This window comes from Archaeoglobaceae archaeon (assembly GCA_038734275.1).
In the GTDB taxonomy this organism is placed as follows: Archaea; Halobacteriota; Archaeoglobi; order Archaeoglobales; family Archaeoglobaceae; genus WYZ-LMO2.
Map to the genome: position 1 here is coordinate 24,989 of JAVYOO010000008.1, position 21,626 is coordinate 46,614.

At 40.0% G+C, this 21,626-nt stretch carries 22 protein-coding genes and 1 tRNA gene; 9 read left to right on the forward strand and 14 right to left on the reverse strand.

The window, feature by feature from the left end; all coding sequences use genetic code 11:
- Positions 1–12 precede the first annotated feature (12 nt).
- Together psmB and QXI54_07945 are read left to right on the forward strand one after the other, a co-directional pair.
- Positions 13–651 (forward strand): archaeal proteasome endopeptidase complex subunit beta, encoded by a 639-nt coding sequence (gene psmB, locus QXI54_07940; GenBank protein ID MEM0303082.1) that lies wholly within the window; start codon positions 13–15, stop codon positions 649–651.
- Positions 652–655: 4 nt separating this feature from the next.
- The gene (locus QXI54_07945) at positions 656–2,548 is read left to right on the forward strand and encodes a beta-CASP ribonuclease aCPSF1 (GenBank protein MEM0303083.1); all 1,893 of its coding nucleotides are present in this window, start codon (positions 656–658) and stop codon (positions 2,546–2,548) included.
- Between the two features lie 7 nt (positions 2,549–2,555).
- Here the strand turns inward: QXI54_07945 and QXI54_07950 are convergent, their stop codons facing one another.
- The 3 genes from QXI54_07950 to QXI54_07960 are packed head-to-tail and all read right to left on the reverse strand — an operon-like array spanning position 2,556 to position 4,476.
- Complete coding sequence (locus QXI54_07950) at positions 2,556–3,488, reverse strand: inorganic phosphate transporter (protein MEM0303084.1); 933 nt, start codon at positions 3,486–3,488, stop codon at positions 2,556–2,558.
- 2 nt (positions 3,489–3,490) lie between these two features.
- Complete coding sequence (locus QXI54_07955; protein ID MEM0303085.1) at positions 3,491–4,096, reverse strand: DUF47 family protein; 606 nt, start codon at positions 4,094–4,096, stop codon at positions 3,491–3,493.
- Positions 4,093–4,476 (reverse strand): CBS domain-containing protein, encoded by a 384-nt coding sequence (locus QXI54_07960; protein ID MEM0303086.1) that lies wholly within the window; start codon positions 4,474–4,476, stop codon positions 4,093–4,095. Before QXI54_07960 ends, QXI54_07955 begins: the two co-directional genes overlap by 4 nt.
- A gap of 51 nt (positions 4,477–4,527) precedes the next feature.
- Here QXI54_07960 and ilvD point away from each other — a divergent pair, with 51 nt between their 5' ends.
- Both ilvD and QXI54_07970 read left to right on the forward strand, forming a co-directional pair.
- On the forward strand, positions 4,528–6,165 hold the full coding sequence (gene ilvD / locus QXI54_07965; GenBank protein ID MEM0303087.1) for a dihydroxy-acid dehydratase: 1,638 nt from the start codon (positions 4,528–4,530) through the stop codon (positions 6,163–6,165).
- Positions 6,146–6,568, forward strand: coding sequence for a hypothetical protein (locus QXI54_07970; GenBank protein ID MEM0303088.1), 423 nt, complete (start codon positions 6,146–6,148; stop codon positions 6,566–6,568). The genes ilvD and QXI54_07970 overlap by 20 nt, the downstream gene beginning before the upstream one ends.
- On the opposite strand, the gene QXI54_07975 is transcribed toward QXI54_07970, so the two are convergent.
- The 5 genes from QXI54_07975 to QXI54_07995 all read right to left on the reverse strand — a co-directional run bounded on the left by QXI54_07975 (position 6,565) and on the right by QXI54_07995 (position 9,314).
- A complete protein-coding gene (locus QXI54_07975; GenBank protein MEM0303089.1) occupies positions 6,565–7,479 on the reverse strand; it encodes an archaeosine biosynthesis radical SAM protein RaSEA in 915 nt (304 codons plus the stop codon). The two genes, QXI54_07970 and QXI54_07975, sit on opposite strands and share 4 nt — an antisense overlap.
- Positions 7,472–8,101, reverse strand: a complete 630-nt coding sequence (locus QXI54_07980) for a rhomboid family intramembrane serine protease (protein ID MEM0303090.1) — start codon at positions 8,099–8,101, stop codon at positions 7,472–7,474. The genes QXI54_07975 and QXI54_07980 overlap by 8 nt, the downstream gene beginning before the upstream one ends.
- A gap of 33 nt (positions 8,102–8,134) precedes the next feature.
- Positions 8,135–8,485: an SCP2 sterol-binding domain-containing protein gene (locus tag QXI54_07985; GenBank protein MEM0303091.1), complete on the reverse strand. Its 351-nt coding sequence runs from the start codon at positions 8,483–8,485 to the stop codon at positions 8,135–8,137.
- Positions 8,486–8,589: 104 nt separating this feature from the next.
- Positions 8,590–8,886: a PRC-barrel domain-containing protein gene (locus tag QXI54_07990; protein MEM0303092.1), complete on the reverse strand. Its 297-nt coding sequence runs from the start codon at positions 8,884–8,886 to the stop codon at positions 8,590–8,592.
- 356 nt (positions 8,887–9,242) lie between these two features.
- Positions 9,243–9,314: transfer RNA gene (locus tag QXI54_07995), tRNA-His, on the reverse strand.
- 119 nt (positions 9,315–9,433) lie between these two features.
- Here QXI54_07995 and QXI54_08000 point away from each other — a divergent pair.
- Both QXI54_08000 and hisD read left to right on the forward strand, forming a co-directional pair.
- Positions 9,434–9,994: a CoA pyrophosphatase gene (locus QXI54_08000; GenBank protein ID MEM0303093.1), complete on the forward strand. Its 561-nt coding sequence runs from the start codon at positions 9,434–9,436 to the stop codon at positions 9,992–9,994.
- On the forward strand, positions 9,981–11,201 hold the full coding sequence (hisD, locus tag QXI54_08005) for a histidinol dehydrogenase (protein MEM0303094.1): 1,221 nt from the start codon (positions 9,981–9,983) through the stop codon (positions 11,199–11,201). The genes QXI54_08000 and hisD overlap by 14 nt, the downstream gene beginning before the upstream one ends.
- Here hisD and QXI54_08010 read toward each other — a convergent pair.
- The 3 genes from QXI54_08010 to QXI54_08020 are packed head-to-tail and all read right to left on the reverse strand — an operon-like array spanning position 11,183 to position 15,301.
- A complete protein-coding gene (locus QXI54_08010; protein MEM0303095.1) occupies positions 11,183–12,349 on the reverse strand; it encodes a CBS domain-containing protein in 1,167 nt (388 codons plus the stop codon). The two genes, hisD and QXI54_08010, sit on opposite strands and share 19 nt — an antisense overlap.
- Positions 12,350–12,374: 25 nt before the next feature.
- Positions 12,375–13,862, reverse strand: coding sequence for a DUF2070 family protein (locus QXI54_08015; GenBank protein MEM0303096.1), 1,488 nt, complete (start codon positions 13,860–13,862; stop codon positions 12,375–12,377).
- On the reverse strand, positions 13,859–15,301 hold the full coding sequence (locus tag QXI54_08020) for a menaquinone biosynthesis decarboxylase (protein MEM0303097.1): 1,443 nt from the start codon (positions 15,299–15,301) through the stop codon (positions 13,859–13,861). The genes QXI54_08015 and QXI54_08020 overlap by 4 nt, the downstream gene beginning before the upstream one ends.
- Before the next feature lie 81 nt (positions 15,302–15,382).
- Between QXI54_08020 and argB the strand changes: the two genes are divergently transcribed.
- From argB to QXI54_08035, 3 genes are read left to right on the forward strand one after another with little or no spacing between them, the layout of a single operon-like run.
- A complete protein-coding gene (argB, locus tag QXI54_08025) occupies positions 15,383–16,255 on the forward strand; it encodes an acetylglutamate kinase (protein MEM0303098.1) in 873 nt (290 codons plus the stop codon).
- The gene (locus QXI54_08030; GenBank protein MEM0303099.1) at positions 16,252–17,022 is read left to right on the forward strand and encodes a sugar phosphate isomerase/epimerase; all 771 of its coding nucleotides are present in this window, start codon (positions 16,252–16,254) and stop codon (positions 17,020–17,022) included. The genes argB and QXI54_08030 overlap by 4 nt, the downstream gene beginning before the upstream one ends.
- Positions 17,019–18,251: a TIGR00300 family protein gene (locus QXI54_08035; protein MEM0303100.1), complete on the forward strand. Its 1,233-nt coding sequence runs from the start codon at positions 17,019–17,021 to the stop codon at positions 18,249–18,251. The genes QXI54_08030 and QXI54_08035 overlap by 4 nt, the downstream gene beginning before the upstream one ends.
- On the opposite strand, the gene feoB is transcribed toward QXI54_08035, so the two are convergent.
- The 3 genes from feoB to QXI54_08050 form a co-directional block, all read right to left on the reverse strand.
- On the reverse strand, positions 18,233–20,209 hold the full coding sequence (gene feoB / locus QXI54_08040) for a ferrous iron transport protein B (protein MEM0303101.1): 1,977 nt from the start codon (positions 20,207–20,209) through the stop codon (positions 18,233–18,235). The genes QXI54_08035 and feoB overlap by 19 nt on opposite strands.
- A complete protein-coding gene (locus QXI54_08045) occupies positions 20,199–20,414 on the reverse strand; it encodes a FeoA family protein (protein ID MEM0303102.1) in 216 nt (71 codons plus the stop codon). The genes feoB and QXI54_08045 overlap by 11 nt, the downstream gene beginning before the upstream one ends.
- A gap of 71 nt (positions 20,415–20,485) precedes the next feature.
- Positions 20,486–21,469 carry a hypothetical protein gene (locus QXI54_08050; GenBank protein MEM0303103.1) on the reverse strand — a complete coding sequence of 328 codons (984 nt, stop codon included), beginning with the start codon at positions 21,467–21,469 and terminating at the stop codon, positions 20,486–20,488.
- Positions 21,470–21,626 lie beyond the last annotated feature (157 nt).

Here is a 21,626-nt window from a genome sequence, read left to right on the forward strand (position 1 = left end):
TTGGGTGGATATATGGATATGGATGGAAAGATATATAAGGGAACGACCACGGTAGGCTTGGTCTGCAAGGATGGAGTAGTGCTCGCCACCGAAAAGAGAGCAACGATGGGCAACTTAATTGCGAGCAGAACAGCTAAGAAGATCTATCAGGTTGCAGATAGAATTGCTATGACCACAGCTGGAAGCGTTGGTGATGCTCAGTTTCTTGCGAGAATTATAAAAGTCGAAGCAAGTCTTTATGAAATTAAAAGAGAGAGAAAACCCACTGTCAGAGCGATTGCGACATTGACTTCGAATCTACTTAACTCCTATAGATATTATCCTTATCTCGTTCAGCTACTGATTGGAGGCGTCGATGAAGAAGGGCCCAAGATTTTCTCGATCGATCCAATAGGTGGTGCTATTGAGGAAAAAGAAATTGTGGCAACGGGTAGTGGTAGTTACACTGCCTATGGTGTCCTTGAAGATAGATTTACGCCAGATACAACCACGGGAGAGGCGGTGGAATTGGCTGTAAGGGCGATTATGTCCGCCATGAAGCGAGATTCTGCTTCTGGAGATGGTATAGATGTAGTAAGGATCACAGAAAAGGAATTTCATCAGTTGGAGCCAAAGGAGATTGAAATTATAATCTCAAAGTTCAGGAAGTAGTGAGATGGTAGAGCTGGAGGAAATAAAGACAAAGGTAAAGGAACTCGTTCCTGAGAACGTAAGGATTAAGAATGTAGAATTTGAGGGTCCACTTTTAGTGGTTTATATCGAAAATCCACAGGAAATCGCGGGAATCGATCTTATCAAAAAGCTCGCAAAAGAGTTGAGGAAAAGAATAGTAATCAGGCCGGATCCAAAGATATTAAAGCCGAAAAATGAAGCAGAAGAGATAATAAAGAAGATAGTACCCGAAGAGGCCAAGATTTCCAATATAAGCTTTGATGAGGAGAACGGAGAGGTAATAATAGAAGCGGAAAAGCCGGGAATTGTTATAGGAAAGCAGGGAGCCACTTTTAGAGAGATAATGAAGGAAGTTGGCTGGAGTCCCAGAGTAATGAGGACTCCTCCCATAAAGTCTAAGATAATAGAGAGCATTAGAAATTATCTCACCAGCGTTCGTGAAGATAGAAGAGACATATTAAAAAGAGTTGGCGAGAGAATACACAGGAGAGTAATTTTAGATGAGAATTGGGTTAGAGTCTCATTTTTGGGTGGCTGCAGGGAGGTAGGGAGAAGCTGTTATCTTCTTCAAACTCGGAACACGAAGGTCTTGATTGACTGTGGCGTTAATGTAAGCAACGTGTCCGAGACTCCTTATCTCTACCTGCCCGAAGTTCAGCCATTGGATTCTATCGATGCGGTTGTAATTACACATGCACACTTGGATCACTGCGGTCTTGTGCCATTGCTTTACAAGTATGGCTACAATGGGCCTATTTACGTAACACCCCCAACAAGGGATTTGATGATCCTGCTACAGCTTGACTTTATAGAGGTTGCTGAAAGGGAAAATGAGGCGATTTATAGTTCTTCAATGGTCAGAGAAGCTTTAAAACACACGATAACACTCGATTATGGTGAAGTAACAGACATAAGCCCCGATTTAAGGCTCACATTTTATAACGCAGGACATATCCTTGGTTCTGCAATAGCTCACTTCCACGTTGGCGAAGGATTATATAACATAGCGTTCACAGGTGATTTCAAATTTGAAAGAACGAGGCTTTTTGACAGGGCTACGAGTGTCTTTCCAAGATTAGAGGCCCTGATCATGGAGGCAACCTATGGAGGGGCAAACGACGTTCAGCCATCAAGAACGGAAGCCGAACAGAAACTTGTAGAAATTATAAATTCAACAGTAGAAAATGGAGGCAAAGTTTTAATTCCCACTTTTGCGGTTGGAAGAAGCCAAGAAGTAATGATCGTGCTTGAAGAGGCTATAAGAGAGAAGAGACTAAAAGAAGTGCCGATATATATTGATGGAATGATCTACGAGGCAACCGCAATTCATACAGCCTATCCAGAATATTTAAACGCCAATCTCAGGGATTTGATCTTTTACAATGGTGTAAACCCATTTATAAGCGAGAGTTTTGTTAAGGTAGACGTGAGCTCAAAAAGAGAGGAAATAATCAACGATCCTTCGCCCTGCGTGATAATTTCACCCTCTGGAATGCTTAATGGTGGACCTGTCATGGAATACTTCAAGCATTTGGCTCCGAACGAGAAAAACACAATAGTATTTGTTGGCTACCAGGCAGAGGGAACTCTGGGTAGAAAAGTTCAGAAGGGTTGGAAAGAAATTCCATTCCCGACAAATGGTAAGAGAGAAGTAGTTGAAGTCAGAATGAGAGTTGAAACTGTCGATGGTTTCTCCGGGCATTCTGACAGAAGACAGCTCGTGAATTACGTTAAATATTTAACACCAAAGCCTTCAAAGATAATCACAGTCCATGGTGACGAGGGTAAGTGCATAGATCTAGCCTCTACAATCTATAAAACTTTTAAAATCGAAACAAGAGCCCCTTTGAACCTGGAGACGATCAGATTCTTTTAATATTATATTAGTAATAAAATATAAATGCTTTTGATATAACATATCCGAAAACGAATGCGATAACAGGGGCAAAAATCCAGCCAAGTATTATCTCTCTCAGTTTGCCTATCTTGATCGCTCTGACCCCTTTTGATAGTCCAATCGCTGAAATACCACCTACAAGTGAATAAGTCGTAGATACGGGCATTCCAAGAACTGTAAATGTGTAAACACTTAAACCAGCTGCGAATTGCGCTGAAAATCCCGACTTTGGATCTATAGTTGTTATCTTCTTGCAGAGTGTCTCTGCAATTCTTCTGCTCAAAGCCAAGGCACCAAGAGCCAGGAAAAATGGCCCCAGAATCGCGATCGAACGATCTATCCCGGTAGCCACGAGTGGGGCAATTGCAGTCGCAAGTTCATTTGCTCCCATGTTGTATGCAATTAACATTGCGGAGCACAGCATGAGGTGTCTCAGTGTTTTCTCGACTATTAGTGTTGGTGCTTTCAAAATTCTTTCCAGCGAATAAAATATTAAAATTGCGAGAATTCCAGCCAGAAGTGGGGAAAGAATCCAGGATAGAATTATTTCTGAGAGCGTTTTTAAACTAACGGGAGCACCAAAAGCTACAGCTACTCCCGAAATACCTCCCACTATTACCTGATGAGTCGAAAGCGGATTTCCACGAAAGTTTGAGAGTATTACTACCAATGCCGATACTATTAAAGCTATTGAGGAGATTTGGGCATTAAGTGTTGTGATTTTTTCACCAACAGTCTCTATTACTTTACCACCTTGGATAGTCAATCCAATAAGAGCAAGAACAAAAAGGAGGATAACAGCTTTTTTGAGATTTATTATCTTGCATCCTATGCAGATCCCGAATGCGTTTGATGTGTCATTGGAGCCAATACTGAATGCAAGCAGTAAAAAGGCTATCAGCGAGATTATCTCTGTCATGATTAGAGGCTTAGAACGATCACTTGAATCGTGTCCATGGTATCTTCAATTACGTCGCTTATTTCTTCAATCGACTCCACAAAGTTGAAGGTGAATATACCATCCCACAATTCGAATTCTTCCTCTCTAAAGCTTTCAAGTATAGAGTGTTTGAGGGTATCAGCTTCTTTTTCAAGCATTCTCACCACAATTACAGCTTCGCCGAGTTTTTCAGGTGTTTTGAAAAATTCCAAGAAATTTTTTGATAGTATTTTGCATAGAATCACATTCAGTTCCAGTATTCTTTCGATCTCATACGCTGAATTCAAAAAATCAAGTTTTCGGATTTTTCGGAAATACTTTCCGGCTTTGTCTATCGTGTTTAAAATGTCGTCCACGTCTTCAACGAGTCTTAATATATTTGATCTGAGATACGGCAAAAAGGCCCCCTTGTAAATTTCTCGTGCGGTGCTTCTTCTCAAATCATCTCCATCTCTTTCAAGTCTCGAAACCTCCTCCAAGAAGTTTTTGTTTTTTTCAAGAACTGCTTTGTGAAGCAATTCACAAGCGGAGAGGGCTAAATTCAGCATTTGACCAATATTATTAATAACTTTCTCTTCCGCCCTCATAAAAGTCTCCCTATTAAGTATCCGGTCATAATATCCATTAAACTTACAATTCCAACGATCTTTTCGCCCTCTTTCACAAAAACATTCGCAATCTTTGATTTTTCCATGATGGCAAGGGCGTTTCCAATACTTGTGCCTTTTTCTACAGTGATTAGTGGTTTTGAAGCAATCTCATAAGCTTTTAGATCCTCAGGGTCTAATCCTTTTGCCAAGCATTTGTAAACGATATCTCGGATAGTTATTAGTCCGTAGTCCTTGTCTCTGGGTTTCACGACAACAGATCGAATTCTTTTGTTGACGATCTTCTCTATAACCTCTAAAACCGTTATATCGGGATCAACGAATTCAATTCTCTTGTTCATCACTTCTTCTACGCGCATAAAACAAATGAAGATGAAATCTTTATAAGCTTTTGGAATTCCTTGAAATTTATGAGAAGCGAGATTGTGAAAAAAGGTATTGACAGAGTCGCACATCGGGCTTTACTGAAATCTCTCGGTGTTCTTGAAGAGGATTTCGATAAGCCATTTATAGGCATTGCAAACGCCTACAGCACAATCGTTCCGGGGCATATGAATCTTGACAAGATCACAAATGCAGTCAAAGAGGGAATTTGCTCAGCAGGCGGAGTTCCATTTGAATTCGGAATAATTGGCATATGTGATGGAATAGCTATGGGACATCGGGGAATGCTGTTTTCCTTGCCCTCAAGAGAGATTGTGGCAGACAGTATAGAGTGTATGGTCGAAGCTCACGGATTTGATGGACTTGTGGTGGTGGCAAGCTGTGATAAAATTGTGCCGGGAATGTTAATGGCAATGTTAAGACTCAATATTCCCGCAATTGCAGTCACTGGAGGCCCAATGCTTTCGGAAAGGATAAGAGGGGAAAAAGTATCAATAAAAGATGCCTTTGAAGCGGCAGGACTGTATAAATCTGGAAAAATAAGTGAAGCAGAACTAAAATTATACGAAGATTTTTGTGCACCCTATTGTGGGAGCTGTCAGGGTTTATACACTGCGAACACGATGCAGATTCTGACAGAAACTCTGGGATTAAGTTTGCCATATTGCTCAACTTCCCCCTGTGCATCTTCCAGAAAGCTAAGAATTGCTAAGATGAGCGGTAAGAGAGTTGTTGAACTTGTAAAAGAGAAAATAAAACCTCTTGACTTCATAAATGAGAAGTCTTTTGAAAATGCAATAACGATGGACATGATGATTGGCGGTTCTACGAACACAGTTCTGCATTTGCCAGCCATCGCAAGAGAGGCAGGTATCAGACTGAGAGTGGAGAAATTCGACGAGATAAGCAGGAAAACACCCCATATAGTTTCACTTGATCCGGCAAGCAAAGACACCGTTGTAGACTTGGACGAGAGTGGAGGAGTCCCGATGATAATAAAAAAGATGAAAAATTACTTTAGCAATGAGATGACAGTGAGCGGTAAAAAGCTATACGAGATTGCGGATACTGCGATTACTAGGGGTAGAGATATAATAATGTCAGAAAAGCCATATCGCAAAGAGGGAGGAATAGCTATACTCAAGGGAAACCTTGCCAGCAGTGCAGTTGTTAAGGTTTCTGCAATTCGTGAAGATATGCTAAAATTTGAAGGAGAAGCAAAAGTCTTTGATGGTGAAGAGATGGCTTTAAAAGCCATTCTGAACAATGAGATCTCTGAAGGTGATGTTGTGGTCATTAGATACATGGGTGCAAAGGGTGCTCCTGGCATGCCGGAAATGTTGCTTCCAACAGCGGCTATTGCTGGAATGGGGTTGCAGAAGGTGGCTCTGGTAACTGATGGTAGATTTAGTGGTGCTACGAGAGGGCCGTGCATAGGCCATATTGTTCCTGAGGCAATTGAAGGTGGAACAATCGGTCTGCTTAGAAATGGAGATCAAATTTCTATAGACATTCCTGCAAGAAGACTTGACGTGAAATTGAGTGAGGAAGAAATTAAAGATCGACGTAAAAATTGGAAACCACCGAAGAAAGAGCTAAGGGGATATTTGGCAAGGTATTCAAAGCTTGTAACAGGTGCTGAAGATGGTGCAATTCTTCTCTGAAGCGATAACAATACTTGGAATGAGTCTGATCTCAATATTTTTTCTTTTAATCCTGCTTTTATTGCTAATAGTAATTCCTGGGTTCTTTATATGGGTATCACTTGCACTAATTGGGAAAAGAAGGCCACTGCTCAAATGCGGATTTGCCAATCTTGTTGCTTTCGTGGCTTCTGCTTTTATAACAGTGATTTTATCATTTATTCCGTTGATAACCTTATTCGCTCCAATAATATTTGCGGTTATCTATCTATGGGTATTCAAGGAGATTCTTGATCTCAGATGGCTTCAAGCAATCCTTGCGGTAATAATAAGCGTAATCTGCGTAATGATACTCTCATTGATCTTTGGCATGATGTTTTCAGCTATCTTCAAACCACCATGGGCACCACACTTCAGATTTTAGTCAAAAAGCGGAATTCTTGAATATTTTTCAAACTCTAAGGACTTAAGCCAAATTTTTTTACATTCACACTCGATATCGAGCATTTCTTTATCTTGAGTTAGGGAGAACAGCTTGATTGCACTCACAACATTTTTGTCGCATCTACCACAATTGTGTGGGCCCCTAATCTTACCACCTGCTACCGGATCACAGATAACCTCAGTTTGGATATTTTTTAGGACTTCGATAGCACTCCAGAGCCAAGGAGATCTATAAAGCCCCTTCTCCCATAATTTTTCAACAAGAGTGGATTTTTGTATGTTCATTAGATTGACCGAAATGACGTCCACGTGGTTCTTTACTTTATCTGCTGATTTAACCAAATCTATTATCGCTTCGCTTTCTGAAAGAAAAGGAGGTTTAAGTAAGAGGTAACATTTAACTCTAAAACCCCTCCCTCTTATAATTTCTGCAGATTTAATGAAATCCAAAAAATTAAAACCCTTATTTATACACTGCTCCCTTATAGCATCATCAGCTGTCTCCAGCCCGATGCCAATTTCAAGTTCGATTCCCCTAAAATCCTTAAGCTTCTCTTGATCAACAAATTCTGGTCGGGATTCTATTATCAGCTTTTTTACACCTATTTCTTTAATTCGATCTACAAAGTATCTTCTCAACTCTGCCGGAATTTCCTTTTCGTCCAAGAAACTCCCTGAAGTAAAAATTTTCAAAATGCTTGCATCTCCAACTTTTTCGATAATTTGGTCAAGCTCTTCCTTGAGAACCGTTTCGCTTACTGCTCTCGACTCGCTCCAGTAGCTACACATGTAGCATTTTCTCCACGAGCAACCCCTTGTTGTTATGATAGCAGTTAGACAATCTTCGACCTTTCCGCGATATCTTTCCTTTTCTTTCCAGAACTTAGGCATAAATATACCTAAACCTCATTCTTTCTCCAATCATAATTCCGATTGCAAGACCTGTAAGATGGGCAATGTATGCAACCCCGCTTCCAATAATGTGGGTAGTCGTAAGCATAAGCATTCCGAAGTCATACAGGGCAAAAAGAAGTATCGCAGCTCTGATATTTACTGGAATCGGAATTGGGAAAATTATGATTTTGATACCGGGCGCTATAATTGCCAGCGTTCCCATAACACCAAATATCGCTCCCGAAGCACCGAGAGCTGGGATCAGGCTGTGTGTGGCGTAGGCGTAGAGAATGTATCCAAAATTTCCCGCCAATCCTGAAGCAAAAAAGACTTTAAAATATCCTCTCTCACCAAGAAGCCGTTCTAATTCAGCCCCAAAGAAAAGTAGAACAAAGCAATTTATGAAAAAGTGCCAGAAATCAATGTGAAGGAAAATACTTGTAACCAATTGCCATGGCTTGATCAAAACCTGATCTGGATGCAGGGCAAACAGATCGACCATTTTGTATGGTAAAAAGATCGATATAAAGAAGAGAATCAGGCATACGAACAGAACCAAATTGTTTGCACCGTATGGAAAAAGCTTTTGCCTTCTGTAACCGAGGTAATCCGGTTGCACAAAAAAAAGGAGTTTAAGGGATTAAAAAACTTTCTAAAGTTGATACTTACCTCTGAATTGTTTCGCAATTTTTGCAAGCTTCTGGGACTCCATTATGTTGCCAGTAATCTTGTATTTACCCATCATGAAGCTTGCAACTGGATCCTCCTTGCCCCTGAGAACGTCGCACCAGAACTTGGAACTGGCGATAATTGTGAATGTTGGTTTCTCGGCTTTGCCTTCCTTAAACTCACACTTGCCATCTGGTTTGTACTCTACATAGAACTCCTCGCCGTCAATCTGATACTGCACTACTCCGCTCCAGCCCTTCAATGCTGCCTGAACTTCTGGGTCTTGGTTCTGTATATCGCACATCTTCTTAATCAGATCTTTTGCTTCGCTCATTCTATCACCAATTCCACTCGATTAAATGATGAATATAAGTTTTTTGGTTTTTATTCGGGACCGATAAACTTTAAAGACCCAAAAAACGAAAACAATTAATTTGGTTATTCTTCTGAATCGCCTAAAACTAATTCTCTCATTTCAGAAGCGGGTATCTTCTTTCTGGTAAATACATCTCTTACTATTACTATATCCCCAACCGCTCTTACTATACGATAAGGTATTACCACGCCCCTCGCCGTTGAATCTATTATTGCCTTGTTGTAGTCCACAACGACTATCCCAGTGATCGTGTTCGTATCGCTGTCGATCATCACGTCTTCAATTCTGCCAACATATCGTCCTTCATCCGTAAAAACTCTCATTCCAAAAAAAGTAGTTATTTCCCCGCTCATGGCCATGGTTAGATCTCTCACCCTCAATATATTAATTTTTTCATTAGAAGACACGATATGACCTGTCTGCAAGAACTAAGTTTCAACTTCCATTCCTATCTTGTGCAGTAAAAATCTTCGGTTTTTCAACAAAATTTGTCGCTGATGTTTGCTTTTTGTCGTCAATTAAATAGCTTTTATGGAATTTAGAAGCTCATCCAGGATTTATTTTTCATAAAATCCGAGAAAATCAAGCGAGTTCGACGGTTTAACTTTTTAAATGCTATTTTATCTTTTTGAAAACCTCGTAATTTTTTATTAGTAAACCGAACACAAGTATAGTATTGGTGAATAAAGGTGTTATCGATCTTCAAAAAAGTTAGGGCCCGGAGCGGGATTCGAACCCGCGTCCTGGAATCCACAGTCCCAGAGGATAACCACTACCCCATCCGGGCCATCTCGCAGAAATTTGTTTGATGGATATAAATCTGTTTCCAAATGCTTTAAAAGATTGACTAAATTAAATAGTAGATACCCTTCTAAAATCTTATATATTTTGTGAAAAACAAGAGTTGTGCTTAGAGAAATGCTAAAAGAAATACTCAACCCGGAGTTTAACAAAGAAGTAATGGCTGCTGTGCTTGTCCCTATTCTTGACTGTAGAGAACCGAAAATTCTGATGATAAAAAGAGGAGAAAGCCTGACACGCAATGCAGGGCACATAGCATTTCCCGGTGGAATGCGAGAGGAGGGAGAAGATGTTATTGAAACTGCCTTAAGAGAGTTCGAAGAAGAACTTGGAGTTGACAAAAGGAAGGTAGAGGTAATCGGTTTTTTAAAATCCAGAGAAGTAAGAGAATATAGGATCCCGCTGTGCCCGATTGTTGGCATAACCGACGAAAAAGAGTTTAAACCAGACACCAAAGAAGTGAGCAAAGTTCTTGTTGATAGTCTTGAAAGAGTTCTGAGATCGAGAAGAATTGCCGATTGGGGGCCCAATTTTGAGTGTGCTCGAGAACTCGTTTGGGGTGCCTCGAGCAGAGTTTTGGATGATCTCTATATGAGGATAGTTCTTAAATATGGCACCATAGATCGTTTTTTCGACAAATTGAGGGGGAGTTATGGATATAGATAGCGTAAGAAAAAAGGTAAACTTTGAAGAATTTATAGAAAAAGTAAAACCAATTGTGGAAGACGTTAGAAAGAACGGCGATAAGGCCGTTCTGAAGTATACAAAGCTTTTTGACAAAGTGGAGTTGAAAAGGCTAAGAATAAAAAAGAAAGAAATAGATGCAGCCTATGAGGAGATCGATGATGAGCTTATTGACGCTTTAGAAACTGCGAAGGAGAACATTGAGAGGTTCCACATGCTTACAACTGTCGAGAGAGAGATTAAAATTCACTTTGAAGACTGTATTATGGGTAAAATATACGCGCCATTAGATATTGCTGGCGCATACGTTCCGGGAGGTAGGGCAAGCTATCCTTCTACAGCTCTAATGACAGGAATTCCAGCAAAAATCGCAGGTGTTGGAAAACTCATAGCATGCACACCCCCAAATTCTGAAGGGAAAGTGAACCCTTTAACACTCGTAGCATGTGATTTGGCGGGTTTTGACGAAATTTACTGCGTTGGTGGAGCCCAAGCAATTTCAGCAATGGCATACGGAACCGAAAGCATACCAAAAGTTCAAAAAATTGTGGGTCCAGGAAATGCTTATGTTACAGCAGCAAAACTGCTCGTTGCCAAAGATGTCGCAATAGATATGCCTGCAGGCCCTTCAGAGATCCTTGTAATTGCCGACGATTCTGCAAATCCAGAATTCATAGCTTACGACTGCTTAGCCCAATTGGAACACGATCCTTTGGCAATTGCTGTTGTTCTGACTACTTCGGAAAAAATTGCTGAAGAGGTTAAAAGAATTGTTGGGAATGTGATGGGTGAAGCAAATCTTGCAGTGGAACTCGTAAAAGACTTGGGTGAGGCTATAAGGATTTCAAATGAATTCGCTCCCGAGCATCTCTCAATCTTCTGCAGAGATGCAGAAAAGTACTTGAGTAAGATCAAAAACGCAGGAAGTGTTTTCATTGGCGAGTTCTCCGGAGTTGCCATGGGCGATTATGCTGCGGGAACAAACCATGTTTTGCCGACCTTGGGTTATGCAAAAATATACAGTGGTCTCACGGTGGAAAGTTTCATGAAATCATTTACATTTCAGCAATTGAGCATGGACACCCTTAAAAGAATAGGAAATGCGGTAGTGAAGCTTGCAGAAGCTGAGGGATTAAAATATCATGCAGAAAGTATAAAAATAAGGCTTAATCATTCAAAGAACTCGTAAACGGCTTTTTCGAGCTTCTCCTCCTCTATCAACTCTTTTTCTTTTTGCACTTCTCTTTCAAGCTTTTCTAATGCTACGTGGATTGCAAATTCAATTCCCCAGCTTTCTCCACTTGCAATAAAAAGTCCTTTGACACTCCATAGCTTTATCTTCGCAATTACCAGTGGTAGACCCCTGAAATGGACCCTCTGCTTTTTCAGATAAACATATATCTGAGTTTCACCAAGAAAATCCCTGTATTTCCGCATAAATCTATCCAAGTCTTTTACTATCTCACCTCTCTCGAATTCATCCGTGTTAATATTCTGGAGAACGAACTGAACTCCAAATTCTTTCTTTTCTTCAAGACGCAGGAAGTATTCAAGTATGTCTCTTTTCATTAAAATGCCCTCGGGAACACCGTCTTTTTCGACAACAACACTCGAAATTCTGTTCTCAGCCATCAACTCTATTACATCTGAAATACTGTCTCCTGCTTTTGCACATATTGGTGGGGCACTCATTATACTCTCAACCATTATCGAAAGCGTTTTTTCTTTTTCTCCGCTGAAATCTCCGCTTCTTGCTCTCTTTCTTGGAGATATCACTCTATCTATGATGTCTTTGCCTGTAAGCACCCCTATTACTTTGCCACGCTCGTCAACAACAACTACTCTGTCCACGCCATTCTTTTTCATTAATGAAAGAGCTTTTGCTACAGTGTCAAATCTTCTTACAGTTGTAAACTCTTCGTTCATCAAGTCTCTTACCTTAATTCCCTCAAATTTGTTTTTTATAAATTTAATAAAATCATTTATATAGATCACACCTAACCTCCCATTCAATGAAACGACAACAAACGGAGTAGAATCCTCTACAAATCTTCTTGCGACTTTTTCCGGAGTTAAATCTGATGCAGGAATTATTCCAGTTCGAACAAGAAGTGATTTGACTTTGGTTTCGTGTGGATTTTTTAGCGCTCTGCCACGTATCAGATCTTTCTCTCTTACAACTCCAAGAATTTTCCCGTCCTCTTCTACCAGTATCGCCTGAGCCCTGTCCTTTCCAAGCTTATCTATCAATGGAAAAAGCTTTGATAATGTTTCCTCAGAGTTTATCACGTAGTAGTCTTCTCTGATCAGTTCCTCCAAACCTTCCACATTGATCACCCAATAAGACTGACTGCTTCCTTATCTAAATAGATTTCGGGATCATAATTGCAAGAAGCCAGCTAATAAATACAAAAATAAAGAACAAATAGACGTATCTTCCTGCCTTACTGGCAACTTCTTCAATCTTATCCTTCAAGCTACCCAGAACTTTAACACTCACAACTGATTCTCCGTAGCTGAAGCTCAATTTTTCGTATTCTGGGTTTTTACACCTCTCAAGTAAAATTTTTAGAAGTTCAGAATCTTCAGCAACTGCTCCAGCCGGCTTGTAAGATTCCTTTATATTAATACCGGTTTTGGCATGATTGTCCGTTGAACATACCACAGCTTTGAATCCAATTTCAAGGAACTTCTTTTCTACGATTTCTCTGAACTCTGGTAAAACGTTATTCGAATCAAAGACCACTATTACGTATCTTACAAAGCCGTAATCCAGTAGAATTGCAGAAACGTATCTCGAAATACTTTCAGTCTCAGCGTTTATTTTTATAAATGCTCCATAAACTTCACTGATCGGTTCAGAATTTGTGTTTTCAGCGATCCTTACGAGTTTTTCTATCTCCTTTATTTCATCAATCGTTAGGTCACCAAAAAAGTTTGCATTATGGCAGTCCACTACAAAGTTCTTGGAATTGATCACGAAATCGTCAAGTCTTTTTTTCCCACTAACGAATATCAGTTTAATCTTGTCAAATGGCAAGCAAAAAACCTTAAAATTATCGCTTTCAAGTTCAAAAGGTCTGAATGGAAAAATTTCTATCCAATCAAAGTTTAAAGCACTGCGAATTTTTTCTACTTCTTCTTTAGATACGGGATTTCTTTCGTGTGATGACGGCGAATGTAGGTAAACACCTTCTGGAAGACCGAGCGAGTCCACGAGTTTTGCCCCTCCGACATTTCTAAAAGGGCCGGGATGAAAATCTGTCGAGATCAGTTTGAACTCGTTTATTTTAATGCATCTAACCCTTCCGCTGAACACTTCAGAGTTTTTTATCAGAATCTCCTCAGCGTATCTTGGTTCATTTGTCAGCCAGAATCTAACGAAGCTCTCAACGAATTCCCTCATGGTTGAATTTTTGATTTTCACATCCATTAGTTTAAGATAAATATAAAATAAAACAGATGAGATAAAAATTACGAAAAATGAGCTGGGCTCTACTATCAAAAAGGGAATTGCCGAGACGAGAACTGCTGGTATAAAACCTCGCTCGGAACAAAAGTAAATCACAGCAAGAAATAGAAAGAAGGAACCAGAAAAGCTTCCAGAAATTATAAAAGAAGAGAAACTAAGCACAGCTACCAAAATCGAAAGGAAAAGAACCCTTTTTAGATTAAATCGAAGTTTTAAAAGCTTTATAGAGCAGAGAGTAGTTAGTGTTATGAGAATCGTGAATAGGAGCATACTAAAATCTAGAAAACCAAAAATAAGAACCAATGAGCTGTAAACAAACGCTAAAGTTTTTATTTTTGGTAATACGAACAATTTTTTGCTCAAACTCACAACGCTCATAAAAATCTGCTTATTTCTCCCCAAATCCTCTTTATCCTTTCTTTAACTTCAGGAGACATTTCAACTACTTCCGGCCATTCTCTTTCGTAGCCTTCTTCTCTTAATTTCTTTGTTGCATCGATTCCGAGCTTCCCTGCAAGACTTGGAAGATAAGCAGAATGGTCCAGCGCATCTGTTGGAGAAGGTGGTAGAATCACGACATCTTTTGCCGGATCAAACCTGGTAGTCACGGCCCATATTACCTCGCTCAAATTGTGCACATTAACATCACTGTCAACAACGATCACAATCTTTGTCAGAGAGAGCATCCCTGTTCCCCAAAGGGAGAACATTACTTTCTTAGCCTGTCCGGGATATCTCTTGCGAATGGAGACTATTGCGAGATTGTGGAATCCAGCTTCTACTGGAAGATTGATGTCAACTATTTCTGGATTCAAAAGCCGTATAATCGGTAAAAATATCCTTTCTGTTGCTTTTCCAAGCCAAGCGTCCTCCATTGGTGGTCTTCCGACGACGGTTGCATGATAAATTGGATCCTCTCTATGGGTGATATTGGTAATTCTGAAAACCGGATAAGGTTCTGGAGGGGTGTAGTAACCAGTGTGGTCTCCAAAAGGCCCCTCTAATCGAAGTTCGTCAATTTTAACATATCCCTCAAGCACAATTTCAGCAGTAGCTGGAACTTGTAAGTCAACTGTTTCACAGTCAACAAGCTCAACTCTTTCTCTTCTCAAAAATCCTGCAAACGCAAACTCACTTACACCTTCTGGTAATGGCGCGGTAGCGGAGTAAAGCACTGCTGGATCCACTCCAATGGCTACTGCAACTTCTATCCGATCTTTTCCAAGTTCCCTATATTTCCTGAAATGCTCTGCCCCATGCTTGTGAATTTGCCAGTGCATTCCTGTTGTCCTACCATCGAAAACCTGCATTCTGTATACTCCTGCATTCAGTTCTCCGCTTTCTGGGTCTTTGGTTATAACGACTGGCAAAGTAATAAATTTCCCACCATCTTTTGGCCAGCATTTTAAAATTGGAAACTTATCGAGGCTTTCCGCCCTTTTTTCTTTACATGGAGCATCGCTGACCTTTTTCGGAGCGATAGCTATTAGATCTTTTAGTGATTCCAGTCCCTCCATCATGTCTATAAATGATGATGGTCTTAATTTTAAGATTGAAAGGATTCTTTCCCTGATCTCATCAAAATCACTTATTTCGAGAGCCATAAGCATTCTTTTCTTTGTTCCGAATGCGTTGATGAAAACTGGTATCGAATAACCTTTTGGTTTCTCGAAAAGCAGAGCTTTGCCACCAGATTTGACAACTCTATCAGTAACTTCAGTAATTTCAAGCTCTGGACTTACCTCAACCTTTATTCTGGCCAGTTCATTAGAGGATTCAAGCTTTTCAATGAATTCTCTGAGATCACGGTAAGGCATGAAATACTTGAAGCATTTAAAAATATATCTATATTCTTTTACGCTCAGCAAAATTCTTAATCCATTAAACAGGCTCATTTCATGGAGAATGTTGAGGTTCTACTTGAAGCACTCCCATTCATAAAGGAGTTCTATGGACAGACAATGGTGTTCAAAATCGGGGGGCATGCAATGGTAAACGACGAAGTTCTCGAGGAGATCGTCAAGGATATCCTTCTTCTATATTTTACAGGTATAAAGCCGGTTGTGGTTCATGGCGGCGGCCCCGAGATCTCTGAAAAAATGGAAAGACTTGGATTGAAACCCAAATTCGTTGAGGGGCTTAGAGTAACAGACAGGGAGACCATGGAAGTTGTAGAAATGGTTTTAGATGGAAAAATAAACTCAAGAATTGTTTCTATGTTCATAAAAAATGGAGGAAAGGCAGTTGGTTTGAGCGGAAAAGATGGTCTGCTGATTGTTGCAGAAAAGAAACTTCTAAAGCTAAAAAAAGGAATGGAAGAAACTATGGTGGATCTTGGATTTGTTGGTGAAACAAAACTTGTCAATCCCGGCATTCTTAGACTTTTACTCGATAACGGATTTATTCCAGTTGTATCTCCAGTTTCTGCTGATCTCGAAGGCAATGTCTACAACCTGAATGCAGACAGTGTCGCAGGAGATATTGCAAGTGCATTAAGGGCGAAAAAGTTAATAATGCTAACCGATGTTCCAGGAATTTTACGAGATGTAAACGATAAAAATTCCCTAATCTCAAGAATAAAGCTTTCAGAACTCGAGCAACTCTACGAAAAGGGAGTTCTAAAAGGCGGTATGTTGCCCAAGTTCGATGCAATTGCGAAGGCTTTGCGTGGTGGTGTTGAAAAAGTTCATGTAATAGACGGCTCAAAGAAACATGCAATTCTCTTGGAGCTCTTCACAAAAGAGGGCATAGGAACTATGGTGGAATTATGAAAATTGGAGCACAGCCTGACGTTAGACACAACCCTAAGGAAGCTTTCGAGTTCGTTACAAACAATGGTTTTGAGCACATCGAAATACTCATGGATCATCCTTTTTTCTCCCCCGACGCTTTAAGCTATAACGAGCTGATTGAGCTTAAATGGAGTTATGATGTCGACCTTCTCATTCATTTACCAACCACTACGACGAATTTTATATCTACGAGTGAAGTCATGCGTAAGGCGAGTTATGCGGAAATGCAGAGAGTTCTCCACATCGCTGATCGGTGTGGTGCGGAAGTGGTAACATTTCACATAGGCTGGAATCCTGGCTTTATAAATAACGGTGACTTTTATTTTCCGCAAGCAATATATGACAAACACAATGAGAGGGTTTTGCTTAAAGAATTGAAGCCCTTTCTAAGAAGAACTGAGGTTAAATTAGCCCTTGAAAACACAATTGGGATCAGCGGTGGTATTGAGAGGGCATTAAGGGAGATATTAAATGATACGGAGCTTTTTTTAACGCTCGATATCGGTCACTATTTGCTCCAGCAATGTAATATATTTCTTGAACATTTCGACAGAGTGATAAATATCCATCTCCATGACAACAACGGCCAAAAAGACGAGCATTTAGCTCTTGGAAAAGGAAAAGTTGATCTAAGTTTGTTACCTCTTAAAGATTATGGTGGGTATCTTACGATCGAGACCCGGGAAGAGAACTCCATCATAGAGACAAGAGACTATTTATTCCGGTATCTTAAGGAGAATCTATGATAGCTCGCGAGCTTGAATTTGAGGGGCATTTGATAGATTCGATGATCTTTCCAAAGGCACTGGATCTAATTCTCGATCTTGAAGGTGAATTTGAAATTATAGAATTCAAGGTTGGGAAAAGAAAACAAGACTACAGCTACGCAAGGATAATTGTTTTTGGAAAAGACGAAGAACATCTCGGGTTAATCCTTAAGGAGTTGCATAAGATTGGAGCAAGAATTCCGGATGCTGAGGAGATTGAGTTGGCTGAAGCACCGGGAGATAGGATTTTGCCAGATAACTTCTACGTCACTACAAACAATCTTACCTTTGTTCATTATAAGGGCAAATGGCTTAAAGTTGAAGGAATTGCCATGGACAGAGTAATCGTAATCAAAGACGGAAGAGCTCTATGCGTTCCAATCAGCGAAGTCAGAAAAGGAGATCTTGTTGTTATTGGGGAAAAAGGGGTTAGAGTGATCCCACCAGAGAGACCGAGAAAATCTACATATTTTGAGTTTATGGGGGGCAAAGTATCTACTGAAAGACCAACAGAAAAGATGATTGAAGCTATTGCAGCAGAAATTCTTGAGTTAAAGAGACGCGATGGGAAGATGGCTGTCGTAGCCGGGCCTGCGGTAGATCACACTGCAGCAAGAGATGCATTGGCTGGAATGATTCGAGACGGTTTTGTAGATTTGCTTCTCTCCGGAAATGCTCTGGCTGTTCATGATATCGAAGTTTCGATTTTTGGCACTTCTTTGGGTATGGATATTAAAACCGGTAAACCCGTGCCAGGTGGGAACAGACATCATCTCTACGCGATCAGCAAAGTAATTGCTGCTGGGGGCATAAAGCAAGCGGTGGAGAAAGGAATCATAAAAGATGGAATTATGTTCGAATGTGTTCGCAATAATGTTCCTTTCATTCTTGCGGGATCAATAAGGGATGATGGTCCCCTGCCAGAAGTTATAACTGACGTAATGGTAGCAAAGGCAGAAATGAAGAAAGCTTTAGAAGGTATAGACATGGTTTTGATGCTTGCTACAACATTACATAGTATTGCAGTAGGGAATCTTCTCCCTTCATGGGTTAAAACCATCTGTGTTGATTCTAATCCCGCGACGGTGATGAAGTTAATGGATCGCGGAACCCATCAGGCCATTGGGGTTGTTACAGATGTAGGGTTGTTCTTGCCCACCCTTTACCACAAGCTTAAAGAGCTTAGCAGTCAAGAAAGGACTAAATAAGTCAATAGAGCAAGTAAGTAGCCCACAAAAAGCTGGAATGCCATGGCAAAGGCGAGAAGTTTATAATTCCTGATTTCAGCATACATTGCAGATAACGTTGCGATGCAGGGTGTGTAGAACGCTACAAAGATTATGAGCGCAATTGATTGAGCATTCGTTAGCGACAATTCTGCTGATATCTGACTCAGATCCGCAGTTCCAAATGAGACTGCGAGAGAAGAAATTATGAGCTCTTTTGCGAAGAGCCCCATTAGTAATGCAAAACCCAGACCGGGATCATTCAGACCAATAGGAAGGAGTAAACTTGCTATTAATTCTCCAATCAAATTAGAAATACCGGAATAGTTCAAAAACCATGCAATTATAGAGAATAGAAGAATTAACTTGGCTATTTTGAAAATGAAGGCCTTACTTCTCTCCCATGTAATCCACCAAGTTACCTTCAGGCTGGGCATGTGGTAGGGTGGCAACTCGAGAAGGAGTTCAGAGCTCCGCTCTTTGACTGCTTTTCCGTAAAGCTTAGCGGATACCAAGAAAAGAAGAACGGAAATAAGATATACGAAAATAACCACGGCGCTCTGGATAAGCGGGGAAGTGAGGAGGAATGATGCAAAGAGAACTATCACAAGTAGTCTTGCTTGGCAGATGACAAATGGGGACGCCATTGCAACTCTAATCCTTTCACTATCTGTTTCGAGGATTCTCGAGCACATCACTCCAGGAACATTACATGCCATGTTAACTCCGAAGGGGAAAACAGATTTTCCCGTCAATCCAAATAAATATAGAAATCTGTCCATTGAGATTGCAATTCTTGCCATTAAACCGCTGTCTTCGATCAGAGAGATAAAGAAGTTCAAAACCAATATCAGTGGAAAAAAGGCTATCACAGCCCCAATTCCAGCTAAAACACCGTTAACTAAAAGATTCTTTAGAAAAGAGTCGGGCATTAATATTTGTAATTGTTCAGACAAAAAATCGAAGAGAGACGACACAATACCAACAAAGCTGTAATTTTCCAGATAATCTGCAAGAGATACATGCCCAAGGAGTCTGAGGACAATATTTAGTGGAAATCCAAAATTTACGGTAAATGCAACCAAAAGTGAGCTAAATAGGATAAAAATTGAAAAAACTGGCCCTAATTTACTAAAAAAGATTTTATCCAATTTTTCCTCGAACGAAACTGATGCTAACTTTACTTCCTTAAATGCAGAGCTTAGTAGCTCTTCCACAAACCTGTATCGGTGCATTGCCATTATCTCTTCCGGGTTTGCAAATTTTTCGTTAATTTCTCTCTTAATCTCCTCGATCTGCTTCTTCTTATCTTCGGAGAGTGTTGCAATAAATTCTTCCTCTCCCTCTATCGCCTTTATTGCCAGACTTCTTTCGCCTATAACTTGTTCAGCCTTCGCCAGATACGCCTCAAGAGCACCATAATTTATTCTGAGCTTTTTGCTCTTTATCCTACCTTCAAGAACGTCCATAATCCGATCCATGAGTTGATTTATTCCAGTTCCGTGGAGAGCGCTGATTTTCACAATTTCCACGCCGAGCTTTTCTTTGAGAATTTCAAGATTTAGGTGAATTCCCTTTTTCTCAAGATAGTCTGACTTATTTATCGCCAAAATCACCTTGTCTCTTATTTCAAGAATCTGAATTGCAAAGTATAGTGATCGATATAATGATTCCCCATTTAAAAGGACTACCACAACACCTTCTTCTCTTAGCAAAACGTCCTTTGTCAATTTTTCTTCTTTGCTAAGAGTTTTAAAGCTATTTATTCCTGGAAGGTCTACAAGAACTATCTCTTTCCCATGGTGTATGATTTTTGCTTGAAAGACGTCCACCGTTTTTCCAGGCCAGTTTGCAACGTAACAATTCTCTCCAGCAAGAAGATTGAAAAGAGTTGTTTTTCCTGAATTGGGTTGGGCAACCAAGTAAATTCTATTCAACATATTCCACAATCACCTTTCTTGCAATCCCCCTACCAAGCGCTATTTTGGTATCTCTTACTTTCACTATAACAGGAGGACCATTGGTTAGAACTTCAACTATCTGTCCAGGAGTTAAACCCATGTCAGCAAGTCTACGCGTGAATCCCTTTCCGCCTGTAATCTCAACCACTCTAACCTTTCCGACTGCGTTTTCTAAGGTTCTCATTCTCTTTTTTCACTATAAAGTCCTTGTTTATAAATTTTTAGGTATGCCTAAATCTTTGAAATAAATAAAACTCAAAGCTTTACCACCATGATAATCTGAAGAAACACGAGGGAAACAATTAGAAGCAATACCAAAAACTCTAAAGTTGTCGCCCTGTAAACATCAACTCTCTCCATTGCCATAGAATAAAGTTCTTGCAGCTGATCTAGTTTCTTGTCTACAAGACTTAGCCACTCAACAATCCTGAATCTTTCGCTAAGAGCGCTGTAGAGTTTGCCAAGATACCAGTCTCCAGTAAATTTTAGAATGTTTCTGAGATCGTTAACGTAGTCGACTACTTCAATTCTCAGTTCTGCCAGTTCGCTCGCTGTTCTCGAAAGTTCGGTATAGGTTCTGCTCAGCCAGGCAATACCAGTAGATGAATGAACAAATACTGTGCGTAAGGAGCTGTAAGCTTTCTCAATTCTCTTATCAAGAAGGTTATCATAAGTCTTCAACTCTAAAAGTTGGATTTTTGCTATTTCCACGGTTTGAATGAGTCCATCAAGATATTCCTCACCACCGATAAAAAGCGTTGAATACCAGTCCACGAAAATTGCCTCATCTTCAGAGTAAGAAAGGTAGAATCTCATGATATCCTCAACTTCTTTCTCATTGAGTTTCTCCCAGTTTTCCTCTCCTCCTAAAATTCCTGCAATTTGCTTTCTAAATTTACTCAAAATTTCGCTTAATTTTAGTTTTAACTCGAATTCCGTGATGACCACAACTCGGTAAACTTCCGGCTGTTCAAATGGCTGATACGGATTGATTATTGATTTTCTGATCTTATTTTTCAACTTTTGAAATATCTCAGCGGGCAGCTTTTCAAATTCCACTTCTTTATCCTCAAACCTTACAAAGCTTTCTGGCATTTTAACGAGGCGTATGATGTCTTCATAACTTGCTTTTTTGAATTCAGCAGTAAATACGACTTCAATAACCCCAAGCGGGTAAATTTTTGCATTAACTGCAAGCTCAATGTTTTCAACTTCTCTGATACCAAGGTTTAGTTCCACTGGTCTTAGCCCAACTTCTTCAAATCTCGGAGCTAATATTCCAGTTCTTTTAGGTTGGGCTCTCTTAACAGGGTTAAGGTCGTCTAAGTTCAGGTTTTCTATTGATATCTCTCCTCCTACATCGTATTAAAACTGAAAAAGCACCCCGTTAGAGTTT